This is a genomic window from Streptomyces sp. NPDC012510 (assembly GCF_042955065.1).
Classification (GTDB): domain Bacteria; phylum Actinomycetota; class Actinomycetes; order Streptomycetales; family Streptomycetaceae; genus Streptomyces.
Window position 1 is genome coordinate 16,989 of record NZ_JBIBEN010000007.1, and the last position, 13,630, is coordinate 30,618.

General features: G+C 70.6%; 10 protein-coding genes. 9 read left to right on the top strand and 1 reads right to left on the bottom strand.

From position 1 onward, the window contains the following. Nucleotides 1-213 precede the first annotated feature (213 nt). Entirely contained in the window at nt 214-2,016 is a 1,803-nt protein-coding gene (locus tag ACFY9I_RS14910) for a glycoside hydrolase family 15 protein (RefSeq protein WP_391002105.1), read from the bottom strand. Nucleotides 2,017-2,579: 563 nt separating this feature from the next. Here ACFY9I_RS14910 and ACFY9I_RS14915 point away from each other — a divergent pair. The 9 genes from ACFY9I_RS14915 (at nt 2,580) to ACFY9I_RS14955 (ending at nt 13,609) form a co-directional block, all read left to right on the top strand. Continuing rightward, nucleotides 2,580-4,244 (top strand): CTP synthase, encoded by a 1,665-nt coding sequence (locus ACFY9I_RS14915; protein ID WP_391001533.1) that lies wholly within the window; start codon nt 2,580-2,582, stop codon nt 4,242-4,244. A 97-nt stretch (nt 4,245-4,341) separates the two neighbouring features. After that, a complete protein-coding gene (locus tag ACFY9I_RS14920) occupies nt 4,342-4,968 on the top strand; it encodes an NUDIX domain-containing protein (protein ID WP_391001535.1) in 627 nt (208 codons plus the stop codon). Nucleotides 4,969-5,175: 207 nt separating this feature from the next. After that, nucleotides 5,176-7,266 (top strand): tetratricopeptide repeat protein, encoded by a 2,091-nt coding sequence (locus tag ACFY9I_RS14925; protein WP_391001538.1) that lies wholly within the window; start codon nt 5,176-5,178, stop codon nt 7,264-7,266. 165 nt (nt 7,267-7,431) lie between these two features. After that, entirely contained in the window at nt 7,432-8,556 is a 1,125-nt protein-coding gene (gene ald / locus ACFY9I_RS14930) for an alanine dehydrogenase (RefSeq protein WP_391001541.1), read from the top strand. Nucleotides 8,557-8,991: 435 nt separating this feature from the next. Further along, entirely contained in the window at nt 8,992-10,128 is a 1,137-nt protein-coding gene (locus ACFY9I_RS14935) for an AAA family ATPase (protein WP_391001544.1), read from the top strand. Next, nucleotides 10,113-10,709: a hypothetical protein gene (locus ACFY9I_RS14940; RefSeq protein ID WP_391001546.1), complete on the top strand. Its 597-nt coding sequence runs from the start codon at nt 10,113-10,115 to the stop codon at nt 10,707-10,709. The genes ACFY9I_RS14935 and ACFY9I_RS14940 overlap by 16 nt, the downstream gene beginning before the upstream one ends. A gap of 18 nt (nt 10,710-10,727) precedes the next feature. Further along, nucleotides 10,728-11,831 carry a segregation/condensation protein A gene (locus ACFY9I_RS14945; RefSeq protein ID WP_391001548.1) on the top strand — a complete coding sequence of 368 codons (1,104 nt, stop codon included), beginning with the start codon at nt 10,728-10,730 and terminating at the stop codon, nt 11,829-11,831. Beyond that, nucleotides 11,828-12,493, top strand: coding sequence for an SMC-Scp complex subunit ScpB (gene scpB / locus ACFY9I_RS14950; RefSeq protein ID WP_391001550.1), 666 nt, complete (start codon nt 11,828-11,830; stop codon nt 12,491-12,493). The genes ACFY9I_RS14945 and scpB overlap by 4 nt, the downstream gene beginning before the upstream one ends. 21 nt (nt 12,494-12,514) lie before the next feature. Then, entirely contained in the window at nt 12,515-13,609 is a 1,095-nt protein-coding gene (locus ACFY9I_RS14955) for a pseudouridine synthase (RefSeq protein WP_391001552.1), read from the top strand. The last annotated feature ends 21 nt before the right edge of the window (nt 13,610-13,630 follow it).

Consider the following 13,630-nt stretch of genomic DNA (forward strand, 5'->3'; position numbering starts at 1 on the left):
GCACCCGCAGCCGGGGGCCGGCCGGGGAAGGTACCGCGGTTCGGCGGTGACGAGGTGCCGCTGCGCCCACCCGTGCCGCCCCACCGGCGCGTTTGCCCGCGCTGCGGCGGGGCGGTTGGGGCAGCCGTCGGTTCAGCCGGGCGCAAGCGCTTGTTGTGGGCGCCTGCTCCGCGCCCCGATCCGCCGCCGTGCGCGGCGCATCGGGGCGCGCGCTCATCCGCCGTACGCCCCCGAGGCGGTCAGCCGCAGGGCCGTGTCGATGAGGGGCACGTGACTGAACGCCTGCGGGAAGTTGCCGACCTGGCGCTGGAGCACCGGGTCCCACTCCTCGGCGAGGAGCCCCAGGTCGTTGCGGAGGGAGAGCAGCTTCTCGAAGAGCTTGCGGGCCTCGTCCACGCGGCCGATCATCGCCAGGTCGTCGGCCATCCAGAACGAGCAGGCCAGGAACGCGCCCTCGTCGCCCGGCAGCCCGTCCACGCCCTCCTGCTCGCCGGAGGTCGGGTAGCGCAGGATGAAGCCGTCCGGCGTCGACAGCTCGCGTTGGATCGCCTCGATGGTGCCGATGACCCGCTTGTCGTCCGGCGGCAGGAAGCCCATCTGCGGGATCAGCAGCAGCGAGGCGTCCAGCTCCTTCGAGCCGTACGACTGCGTGAAGGTGTTGCGCTCCTTGTCGTAACCCTTCTCACACACGTCCCGGTGGATGTCGTCACGCAGCTCGCGCCACTTCTCCAGCGGGCCGTCCGCGTCGCCGGACTCGATGAGCTTGATCGTCCGGTCGACGGCGACCCAGGCCATGACCTTGGAGTGCACGAAGTGCCGACGCGGGCCGCGGACCTCCCAGATGCCCTCGTCGGGCTCGTCCCAGTGGTCCTCCAGGTAGCGGATCAGCTTGAGCTGGAGGAGGGAGGCGTAGTCGTTGCGGGCCAGGCCCGTCATATGGGCCAGGTGCAGCGCCTCGGTGACCTCGCCGTAGACATCGAGCTGGAGCTGGTGGGCGGCGCCGTTGCCGACCCGGACCGGCGCCGAGTTCTCGTACCCGGGCAGCCAGTCCAGCTCGGCCTCGCCGAGCTCCCGCTCGCCGGCGATGCCGTACATGATCTGCAGGTTCTCCGGGTCGCCGGCGACCGCGCGGAGCAGCCACTCGCGCCAGGCGCGGGCCTCGTCGCGGTAGCCGGTGCGCAGCAGCGAGGAGAGGGTGATGGCCGCGTCACGCAGCCAGGTGTAGCGGTAGTCCCAGTTGCGGACGCCGCCGATGTGCTCCGGGAGGGAGGTGGTCGGGGCCGCGACGATGCCGCCCGTCGGGGCGTACGTCAGGGCCTTGAGGGTGATGAGCGAGCGGATCACGGCCTCGCGGTACGGGCCGTGGTACGTGCACTGCTCCACCCAGTCGCGCCAGAACTCCTCGGTGGCCCGCAGCGACGGCTCGGGCTCCGGCAGCGGCGGGGGCTGCTTGTGCGAGGGTTCCCAGGAGATCGTGAAGGCGATGCGGTCGCCCGGGGTCACCGTGAAGTCGGCGTAGGTGGTCAGCGCCTTGCCGTAGGTCTCGCACTCCGTGTCGAACCACACGGAGTCCGGCCCGGCGACGGCGACGGTACGCCCCTCGTGCTTGTGCACCCAGGGCACCACCCGCCCGTAGGAGAACCGCATGCGCAGTGCCGAGCGCATCGGCACCCGCCCGCTGATGCCCTCCACGATCCGGATGAGCTGTGGGGCGCCGTCACGGGGCGGCATGAAGTCGGTCACACGGACCGTGCCGCGCGGGGTGTCCCACTCGGATTCCAGGATCAGCGAGTCGCCGCGGTACCGGCGGCGGGAAGCCGTCGGCGGCTTGGCGTCCGACGCGTGCGCGGGGCCCAGTCTCCAGAAACCGTGTTCCTCGGTGCCGAGCAGTCCCGCGAAGACGGCGTGGGAGTCGAAGCGGGGCAGGCACAGCCAGTCCACCGTGCCGTCCCGGCAGACCAGAGCAGCGGTCTGCATGTCTCCGATGAGTGCGTAGTCTTCGATGCGCCCGGCCACGTGCAACTCCAGTCGAACGGCCACGTCGCCCCCCGAGGGGCGGTCGCTGTGCGGTGTGCGGTCAAGGAACCCATGGGATCGACAGAGGATCCATATTCCAGAGTGATCCAAGGGACGGTGTCATGCGATGTCGCTCAACGATCCTCAACGCATGTGAGGCGGTCGTTGCTCAACGGACTGACGAGTTCTCGTGATTAACCGGAGACGGACGGGGGTGGTGCCGTTTCGCCGGTCGGACTCGGCAGCGAGTGTCCGAAGAGGATACGACGCACGGGAGGGCTCCGCGTGCCGCTCCAGACAACGTAAGTGGGCCGAACGGGTGAGCCAAGGGTGATGGCCGACCGGGATCCCCCGACTGTCGTACGAGGTCCGTGTCGGCCCGTGCGCGGAGCGTGGCCGGAAGCGATCGTGTCGTGTCGCTGATACCCTGGTAGCCCGTGGACCGGTGGGCGCCCCGACGACAGAGGGACCCCCGAACCGCAGCGAAGGCACCCCCGACGGATCCGCTCGGGCGGCGGCCGACCCGCACACCGAACCGCGACCACGGGAGCCCCCTCTTGGCCATGCCGCCCGCTGCTTTCCGAAACAGCACCACGACGACCAAGCACATCTTCGTCACCGGGGGTGTCGCCTCCTCGCTCGGCAAGGGTCTGACCGCCTCCAGCCTCGGCATGTTGCTCAAGGCCCGTGGCCTGCGCGTCGTGATGCAGAAGCTCGACCCCTACCTGAACGTCGACCCCGGCACGATGAACCCCTTCCAGCACGGTGAGGTGTTCGTCACCAACGACGGCGCCGAGACCGACCTGGACATCGGCCACTACGAGCGCTTCCTCGACCGTGACCTGGACGGTTCGGCGAACGTCACCACCGGTCAGGTCTACAACACGGTCATCGCCAAGGAGCGGCGCGGCGAGTATCTGGGCGACACCGTGCAGGTCATCCCGCACATCACCAACGAGATCAAGCACCGCATCCGGCGCATGGCCTCCGACGAGGTGGACGTCGTCATCACCGAGGTCGGCGGCACCGTCGGCGACATCGAGTCGCTGCCGTTCCTGGAGACCGTCCGGCAGGTGCGTCACGAGGTCGGTCGTGACAACGTCTTCGTCGTCCACATCTCGCTCCTGCCGTACATCGGGCCGTCGGGAGAGCTGAAGACGAAGCCGACGCAGCACTCGGTCGCGGCGCTGCGCAACATCGGTATCCAGCCAGATGCGATCGTTCTGCGCTGTGATCGTGAAGTTCCCTCCGCGATCAAGCGCAAGATCTCCCTGATGTGCGACGTCGACGAGGCCGCCGTGGTCGCGTGTCCCGACGCCCGCTCGATCTACGACATCCCGAAGACCGTGCACGGCGAGGGCCTGGACGCCTACGTCGTCCGCAAGCTGGACCTGCCGTTCCGCGACGTGGACTGGACGACCTGGGACGACCTGCTCGACCGCGTCCACAACCCGCTCCACGAGATCAACCTGGCGCTCGTCGGCAAGTACATCGACCTGCCCGACGCCTACCTCTCGGTCACCGAGGCGCTGCGCGCGGGCGGCTTCGCCAACAAGGCCCGAGTGAAGATCAAGTGGGTCACCTCGGACGACTGCAAGACCCCGTCCGGCGCCGCGGCCCAGCTCGCCGACGTCGACGCCATCTGCATCCCCGGCGGCTTCGGTGACCGAGGCGTCTCCGGCAAGGTCGGCGCCATCCAGTACGCCCGCGAGAACGGGATCCCGCTGCTCGGCCTCTGCCTGGGCCTGCAGTGCATCGTGATCGAGGCCGCGCGCAACCTCGCCGACATCCCGGACGCCAACTCCACCGAGTTCGACTCCGCCACCGCCCACCCGGTCATCTCCACCATGGCCGAGCAGCTCGACATCGTCGCCGGCGAGGGCGACATGGGCGGGACGATGCGCCTGGGCATGTACCCGGCCAAGCTCGCCGAGGGCTCGATCGTGCGCGAGGTGTACGACGGCAAGGAGTACGTCGAGGAGCGCCACCGCCACCGCTACGAGGTGAACAACGCCTACCGCGCGGAACTGGAGAAGAAGGCCGGGCTGCAGTTCACCGGGACCTCGCCCGACGGCAAGCTCGTCGAGTACGTCGAGTACCCGCGCGAGGTCCACCCGTACCTGGTCGCGACCCAGGCGCACCCCGAGCTGCGCTCCCGTCCGACCCGCCCGCACCCGCTGTTCGCGGGGCTGGTCAAGGCCGCGGTGGAGCGCAAGACCGGTAAGTGAAACCGGGCGGCACGAGAGCTGTACGGTGACCGGGGTGCGCGTCTTTCGGGACGTGTGCCCCGGTTTCTTCGTTGCACGTGTGGGAGGACGAGTCGAGATGACGATCAAGGACACCGCCGAGGAGTGGGAGGTCCGGGCGACGGAGACGCCGTTCGTCGGCAAGAAGACCTCCGTGCGCACCGACGACGTGGTCATGCCCGACGGGTCGGTCGTCCGCCGTGACTACCAGGTCCACCCCGGGTCGGTCGCCGTCCTCGCCGTCGACGACCAGGACCGGGTCCTCGTCATCCGGCAGTACCGCCACCCCGTCCGCGAGAAGCTGTGGGAGATCCCGGCGGGGCTTCTCGACGTGCCGGGGGAGAACCCGCTGCACGCGGCCCAGCGCGAGCTGTACGAGGAGGCGCACGTCAAGGCGGAGGACTGGCGGGTGCTGACCGACGTCTACACCACGCCCGGCGGCTGCGACGAGGCCGTGCGGATCTTCCTGGCCCGGGATCTCTCCGAGGCCGAGGGGCAGCGGTTCGAGGTGGAGGACGAGGAGGCCGACATGGAGTTGGCCCGGGTGCCTGTGGGCGAGCTGGTGCGGGGGGTTCTCGCCGGGGAGCTGCACAACAACTGCCTGGTGGTGGGGGTGCTTGCGTTGGTGGCGGCGCGGAGCGGGGGCGGGATGGAGGCGCTGCGCCCGGCTGAGGCCCCTTGGCCCGCGCGGCCGTTCGAGCTCTAGCGGCGTCGAGGTCGCGCCCTGGAGAACCTGGGCGCGGCTCTCCCTCACCTCGCCCTGATCGCACCGGTCGTACGATCTGCTGATCCGATCGAGCGATCCAGCCGCCCTGCTCCGCCCAGATCGTCGCAGAGCGTGAACTAGGCTCGGGAAACGCCCGAACCGGAGTCCCGGCGGGCTTGCTCGTGCGGTGGGACGGGAGTGTGGCCCGTGGCGGATCAGGCGGTGGACACCGGGGGTGTCCGGGTGTCCGGAACAGGGCGTCCCCCGGCGCTCGAGGCCGCCCCCACGGACAGTCAGTTCCTCGGTCGTACGCGAGAGTTGAAGGAACTGCGGGCCGACATCGACCGGGCCGGTCTCAACACGCTCGCGGGTCGCAAGGCGCCCCACGCGCGCGTGCTGCTGATCGCCGGCCGGCCCGGCCTCGGCCGTACCGCGCTGGCCGAAGAACTCGTACGCCGGGTTACCGATGGTTACCCCGATGGTGTGCTGCGGGCCCGGCTCACCGAGCCCGACGGCACCCGGGTGCCCGTCGAACGGGCGGCGCGGGAGTTGCTCGGGCAGCTGGACGTACCGGCGCCGGCCGGTGCGGACGAGGACGACCTCAGCCAGGCGCTGCGCGAGGCGCTGGCGGATCGCCGGGTGGTGCTCCTGCTGGACGACGCGGCCGATGCGGAGCAGGTCGACGCGCTGCTGCCGGACACCCCCGACTCCCTGGTCGTGGCGGTCTCCCAGGGCCCGTTGACGGGTATCTCCGACGTCCGCCCGTGCACCCTGGGCGGGCTGGACACCAAGTCCGCCGTGGCGCTGCTGGAACGCTTCACCGGCTCGGTGCGCGTCACCGTGGACCCGCGCTCGGCCGAAGGTCTCGCCGAGGCGTGCGGGGCCCAGCCGGCCGCGCTGCGGCTCGCCGGGGGCTGGCTGGCCGCCCGGCCCGCCGCCGCACTCTCCGACCTGGCCAAACAGCTGCGCGCCGAGGGCGACGACAGCCCCCCGCTCGCCAAGATCCTCAAGCTGTCGTACGCCTCGCTGCCGACCACCGCCGCCCGGATACTGCGTCTCCTCGCCCTCGCCCCGGCCGGCCTGGTCGACCCGCACATCGCCTCCGGGCTCGCCGGCTGCTCGGTCGGCGCGGCCCGCACCACACTGGACGACTTCGTGGACCTGGGGTTCCTGCACCCCGTCGATCCGGCGCTGCCGCAGTACGAGGTCCCCGGCTGCCTCCAGCCGCTGCTGTGGTCCCTCGCCGAGAGCCAGGAGCGGCCCGGCGAGCTGCAGTTGGCGCGGGCGCGCATGTTGGAGCGGACGGTACGCCTGCTGCAGTCGTGCCGGGCCATCACCGAGACCGACAGCCCCCTGGCCCGCGAGAAGCTCCTCGCGATGCCGAAGGCGCTGCGGTTCCCGAGCCCCCGGGCCGCCGAGGAGTGGCTGCGCACGCGCCGGCCCGCCCTGCTGGCCGCCGCCCGGCTCGCGGTCGCCGACGGGGAGCTGGACACGCTCGCCCGACGGCTGATGTCCCAGATGGTCCGCGCCATGGTGGCGCACTTCGGCACCCGGGCCGCGGCACCCGACCTGTACGACCTCCACGGGCTGGTGCTCGATGTCGCCGAGCGTCGCGACCTGCCCCGGGAGGAGGCGGCGGCACTGCTGAACCTCGGCGATCTGGATGCCCGGACCGGCCGTACGCAGGCCGCGCTGGCCCGCTACCGGGCCGCGCTCGACGCCGGACGGCGGGCGAACGACTCGTACGCGACCGGCCGGGCGATGGAATCCATCGGCGGCGCCCACCAGGAGCTGGAGGACTACGAGCGGGCCGCCGACTGGTACGGCAGGGCGCTCGCCCAGCGGCTGGCCCGCGACGAGCGCGAGGACGCTGCCCGGCTGTACGGCCGTATCGCCACCGCCCACACCCGCGCGGGCCGCTACGGAGAGGCGCTGCGCAACTGGAGGTCGGCGCTCACCGGTCACCGCAGGCTCGGCGATGTGGCGGGCCAGGCAGGAGCGTTGAGCGAGATCGCACGCGTCCAGGAGTACGCGGGCCGGCCCGAGGAGGCGCTGCGGACCTGCCACGAGGCGACGGAGTGGGCGAGGCGTGCCGACGACCCCCGCCTGCAGGCGGCGCTCCAGCTCCGGCTCGCCGACACCCTGGAGCGGCTCGGTGACCCGGCGGCGGCGCGTCTGCACCGGTCGGCGGCCGGGCGACTGCTCAGCGACGGGGCCACGGACCTCGAAACCAGCGAGATCGAGCCGGAACACGAGCTCGACACCTGCGAAATCCGTAGCGCATCCGCAAAAGATTGATGCATTGAAAGGCTAGACAGCGGGGACACCTTCATTAGACTGGCTACGCCGTCGGTTCTCCTGCGGTGTCTCCCGGTGCGCTCTGGTGCGTACGGGTATGTCCTGCATCGAGCGGGCTTGTTCCCCCGTGCCCGCGAGCCTCCACACCCCTCCGAGCCAAGGACCGTGATCGACGTGAAGGTCGGCATCCCCCGCGAGGTCAAGAACAACGAGTTCCGGGTGGCCATCACCCCCGCCGGCGTGCACGAGCTGGTGCGCCACGGCCACCAGGTCGTCATCGAACAGGGCGCCGGTGTCGGCTCGTCGATCCCGGACGCCGAGTACGTCGCCGCCGGCGCGGAGATCCTCGCGACCGCCGACGAGGTGTGGGCCTCCGCCGACCTGCTGCTCAAGGTCAAGGAGCCCATCGCCGAGGAGTACCACCGTCTCCGCAAGGACCAGACGCTCTTCACCTATCTGCATCTGGCCGCCTCCAAGGAGTGCACGGACGCCCTCGTGGAGTCGGGCACGACCGCGATCGCGTACGAGACCGTCGAACTGCCCAGCCGCGCGCTGCCGCTGCTCGCCCCGATGTCCGAGGTCGCGGGCCGGCTGGCCCCGCAGGTAGGCGCGTACCACCTGATGCGGGCCAACGGCGGTCGTGGCGTGCTGCCGGGCGGAGTCCCGGGCGTGCCGGCCGGCCGGGCCGTCGTCATCGGTGGCGGTGTCTCGGGCTGGAACGCCGCGCAGATCGCCGTCGGCATGGGCTTCCACGTGACCCTGCTCGACAAGGACATCAACAAGCTCAAGGAAGCCGACAAGGTCTTCGGCACGAAGATCCAGACCGTCGTCTCCAACGCCTTCGAGCTGGAGAAGGCGTGCCTGGAGGCCGACCTCGTGATCGGTGCCGTCCTCGTCCCGGGCGCCAAGGCCCCGAAGCTGGTCACCAACGAGCTGGTGTCGCGGATGAAGCCGGGAAGTGTCCTTGTCGACATCGCGATCGACCAGGGCGGCTGCTTCGAGGACTCGCGGCCCACCACGCACGCCGAGCCGGCCTTCCCGGTCCACGGCTCGGTCTTCTACTGCGTCGCCAACATGCCCGGCGCGGTGCCCAACACCTCCACCTACGCCCTGACCAACGCCACGCTGCCGTACATCGTCGAACTCGCCGACCACGGCTGGGCCGAGGCGCTGCGCCGCGACCCCGCGCTGGCCAGGGGTCTCAACACGCATGACGGCAAGGTCGTTTACCGCGAGGTCGCCGAGGCCCACGGCCTGGAGCACGTCGAGTTGGCGTCGCTGCTCGGCTGACCCGCCTTCGGGGCAGTCGGTGACCGGCCGCCGGGCGGCTGCTTCAAGTCACCTTTCGGTAAAAGGCGATACGTCAACACAGGTCGTCAACAGCACCTTCCCGGCCGGATCTTGCCCGACAAGGTCCGGCCGGATGTGTGTATGGTCACTTTGCGACACTCGCGCAACTCGCCTCGAACGTAACCGTTCGGATGTTTCGCGCACCGGTGAAACCTGCCGTGCGACGGCCCTACGCCCTTGACAGCCGCATGTTTCATTGCCGACACATCGGGCCGGGTCCGGCGGATTGTGTTGCTGCGGACCGCCGACACGCCATAGAGTCGCCAACCGTCGGCATGGTGCCACGCTGACCTGTCTAGAAGTTTCCTGGTCACCAAGGAGGTAAGACGACTTGTGAATGAGTCGACATTTACTCCCGGGGGTGGTCAACCAGGAATGCCTGCGCCGGTCTCGGGTCCCACGGGGTTCGCGGCTGTCGGCTCCGTCGCTGTCCGCACCTTCGCAGCCCACCAGAGTCAGCAACCAGCCGGGCTGACTCAGCCAGCACACCAGAGCATGGATGGCCAACACGTGAACGCCATGGCCGGCGAGGGAAGTGGCGGGGTCCACAACCACTTCGCCGACTACGACGAGCTGCCCGACGGGCACTTCTACGACCCCGACGCCGAGTACGAGCCCGATCCGGAGTACGCGGCCACGCTCGCGCCCGACGCGGCCCGTCAGCGCCGCGAGCGCATCGGTCCCACCGGTCGCCCGCTGCCGTACTTCCCGATCCCGGGCCCGCTGACCGACCACGGGCCCGCGAAGATCATCGCCATGTGCAACCAGAAGGGCGGCGTCGGCAAGACGACGTCGACCATCAACCTGGGTGCCGCGCTCGCGGAGTACGGGCGCCGGGTCCTGCTCGTCGACTTCGACCCGCAGGGCGCCCTCTCGGTCGGCCTCGGTGTGAACCCCATGGAGCTCGACCTCACGGTCTACAACCTGCTCATGGAGCGGGGCATGTCGGCCGACGAGGTCCTGCTGAAGACCGCGGTCCCCAACATGGACCTGCTGCCGAGCAACATCGACCTGTCGGCGGCCGAGGTCCAGCTCGTCTCCGAGGTCGCGCGCGAGTCCACGCTCCAGCGCGCCCTGAAGCCGCTCATGGCCGACTACGACTACATCGTGATCGACTGCCAGCCCTCGCTCGGTCTGCTCACCGTGAACGCCCTGACGGCCGCGCACAAGGTGATAGTGCCGCTGGAGTGCGAGTTCTTCGCCCTGCGCGGTGTCGCGCTGCTGACGGAGACCATCGAGAAGGTCCAGGAGCGGCTCAACCCCGAGCTGGAGCTCGACGGCATCCTCGCCACGATGTACGACTCGCGCACCGTGCACAGCAGAGAGGTGCTCGCGCGGGTCGTCGAGGCCTTCGACGACCACGTCTACCACACGGTCATCGGGCGCACGGTCCGCTTCCCGGAGACCACGGTCGCCGGTGAGCCGATCACCACGTACGCCTCCAACTCCGTCGGTGCCGCCGCCTACCGTCAGCTCGCCAGGGAGGTGCTCGCCCGGTGTCACGCCGAGTGAGTCTGCCGGGGGCCGACGAACTCTTCCGTACGACAGGGGGAATGGCGCTGCAGCCGTCCACTCCCCGGCGGGGGGCCAACGGAGAAGCCCGGGTGCCCGCTCCCGCCGGTGACAGCGACGGGGCGGTAGGCGCGGACGACGCGCCGCCGTCCGTGCCGGTGCGGGGCGGTGACGGCGAGGGGTCCGAGCATGTGGCCGCGGACGCGGAGTCCGACGGTGAGCAGCCGCGCAGCCGCTCCGCCGCGGCGGGGGCCGAACGGGCCGCCGCCGCCGGGCGGCAGCCGAAGCCGCAGGAAGGTTCTGCCTCCGCGGCCGCCGCTTCCGCCGCCGCTCCGCGCAAGCGGGGGCGGGCCTCCGGGCGTCGGCCCAGTGGGCGGGAGCGGCACGACGAGAAGATCACCGTGTATGTCTCCGCCGAGGAGCTGATGGATCTCGAACACGCGCGGCTGGTGCTGCGCGGGGAGCACGGTCTGGCCGTCGACCGCGGGCGCATCGTGCGGGAAGCCGTCGCCGTGGTGCTGGCGGATCTGGAGGCCCGGGGGGACGCGAGCATCCTCGTACGACGGCTGCGCGGGCGGTAGCGGTAGCCTGCGGGGGCTATGACCTCGTACGACTCCTCTGGCGCGGCTTCCGGTGGTTCCACCGGTCGTCGGCGTGCGTTGGGGAGGGGGCCGGCGGCTTCGCCGGTGGAGCCGATCGAGGGCGAGGCGGAGGGCGAGAGGGAGTCTCCTGTCCACAGCGCCGACCGCGATAACGAGGCGCCGCCTGCGGTAGCCCCCGCGGTAGCCCCCGCCGGAGCGGCAGCTGGAGCGGCAGCCGGAGCGGCAGCCGGAGCGGGAGCTGGAGGCGACGCCGGAGGCGGGGGCTCGGGCGGTGACGTCGCGGATGCCGGTGACGGGGTCTTCAAGGTTCGGCTCGCCAACTTCGAGGGGCCCTTCGATCTGCTGCTTCAGCTCATCTCCAAGCACAAGCTCGACGTCACCGAGGTCGCCCTCTCCAAGGTGACCGACGAGTTCATGGCGCACATCCGGGCCATGGGGCCGGACTGGGACCTGGACGAGACCACCGAGTTCCTCGTCGTCGCCGCCACACTGCTGGATCTGAAGGCCGCGCGGCTGTTGCCCGCCGCCGAGGTCGAGGACGAGGCGGATCTCGCGCTTCTGGAGGCCCGGGATCTGCTCTTCGCCCGGCTGTTGCAGTACCGCGCGTACAAACAGATCGCGGAGATCTTCAACCGGCGGCTGGACGAGGAGGGGCGGCGCTACCCCCGTACCGTGGGGCTGGAGCCGCAGCACGCGGAGCTGTTGCCCGAGGTGGTCATCAGCATCGGGGCGGAGGGGTTCGCCAGGCTGGCGGTGAAGGCGATGCAGCCGAAGCCCAAGCCCCAGGTGTACGTCGACCACATCCACGCGCCGCTGGTGAGCGTGCAGGAGCAGGCGGGGATCGTGGTGGCCCGGCTGAGGGAGTTGGGGGAGGCCTCCTTCCGGGTGCTCGTCGAGGACACCGACGACACCCTCACCGTCGTCGCCCGTTTCCTCGCGTTGCTGGAGCTCTACCGGGAGAAGGCCGTGGCCCTGGACCAGGAGACCGCGCTCGGGGAACTGCTCGTGCGGTGGACCGGCGGGGACGGGGACGCGGAGCCCGTGGTCACGGACGAGTTCGACCGGCCGCCGGAGCCGCCGGAGGAGGAGAAGAAGGCGTGAGCAACGAGACCACCGAGGTGCCCGCGGGGCCGCGTACCGTCGCCGACCTCGATCTCAAGCCCGCCCTGGAGGCGGTCCTCATGGTCGTCGACGAGCCAGCGACGGAGGAGCATCTGAGCAAGATCCTGGAGCGGCCGAAGCGGCAGATCGCCAAGGCGCTGAGGGAACTGGCCGACGAGTACGCCGTGCAGGGGCGCGGATTCGAGCTGCGGCTGATCGCCGGGGGGTGGCGGTTCTACACGCGGCCCGCCTATGCCGCAGCCGTGGAGCGCTTCGTGCTCGACGGGCAGCAGGCCCGGCTGACCCAGGCCGCGTTGGAGACACTCGCGGTGGTCGCGTACCGGCAACCGGTGAGCCGTAGCCGCGTCTCGGCCGTACGAGGAGTCAACTGCGACGGGGTCATGCGCACCCTCCTCCAGCGGGGTCTGGTCGAGGAGGCGGGCGCGGAACCCGAAACAGGTGCGATCCTGTACAGGACGACGAACTACTTCCTGGAGCGGATGGGCCTGCGCGGCCTGGACGAGCTCCCGGAACTCGCGCCCTTCCTCCCGGAGGCGGAGGCGATCGAGGCCGAGACCCAGGAAGCCGTACCCTCGTTCGATCCGGATGCTCCGGACGCGGACGACGGTCCCACGTCGGCGCATGACGGACACGACGACTGACACGACGACGACGGAACTTTGATGCGAAGCAGCGGTAGCGGCAGCGGCAAGAGTGGTGGCGGACGCGGTAACTACCGCGGTGCCGGCAACAACAGGGACCAGAAGCAGGGGCAGGGCCAGGGTCAGGGCCGCCCCCGCAAGCCCCGCCCCGAGGAGCGCCGCTACGACGTGGGCCCCGGAGCCACCCAGGACGGCCCCAAGTCCGGGCGCGGCGCCTCGGCGCGCGGCGGTGCCAAGGGCGGCCCCAAGCAGTCCCAGCAGCAGCCGCGCGGGCGCGGCCGGTCGGCTCCGGCGACCTCGCGCGAGTACGACGCGCGGGCCGAGGAGCGCAACCGGGAGCGGTACGCGGGCAAGAAGGACGTCAAGCTGCCCAAGACCTTCCCGGGCGCCGAGCAGGAGGGCGAGCGGCTGCAGAAGGTCCTCGCGCGTGCCGGCTACGGCTCCCGGCGGGCCTGCGAGGAGCTGATCGAACAGGCGCGCGTCGAGGTCAACGGCGAGATCGTCCTGGAGCAGGGCAAGCGTGTCGACCCGGAGAAGGACGAGGTCAAGGTCGACGGTCTGACCGTCGCCACGCAGTCGTACCAGTTCTTCGCGCTGAACAAGCCCGCCGGTGTCGTGGCGACCATGGAGGACCCCGAGGGCCGGCAGTGCCTCGGCGACTACGTCACCAACCGCGAGACCCGGCTGTTCCACGTGGGGCGGCTCGACACCGAGACCGAGGGTGTCATCCTCCTCACCAACCACGGCGAACTCGCGCACCGGCTGACCCACCCCAAGTACGGCGTCAAGAAGACGTACGTGGCGCACATCGTGGGCCCGATCCCGCGCGACCTGGGCAAGCAGCTCAAGGACGGCATCCAGCTGGAGGACGGGTACGCGCGGGCGGACCACTTCCGGGTGGTGCAGCAGACCGGCAAGAACTACCTGGTCGAGGTGACCCTCCACGAGGGACGCAAGCACATCGTGCGCCGGATGCTGGCCGAGGCGGGGTTCCCCGTCGACAAGCTCGTCCGCACCGCCTTCGGGCCCATCACCCTCGGCGACCAGAAGTCGGGCTGGCTGCGCCGCCTGTCGAACACCGAGGTCGGCATGCTGATGCAGGAGGTCGACCTCTAGGGTTTCCGCCGCGTTCGAGCG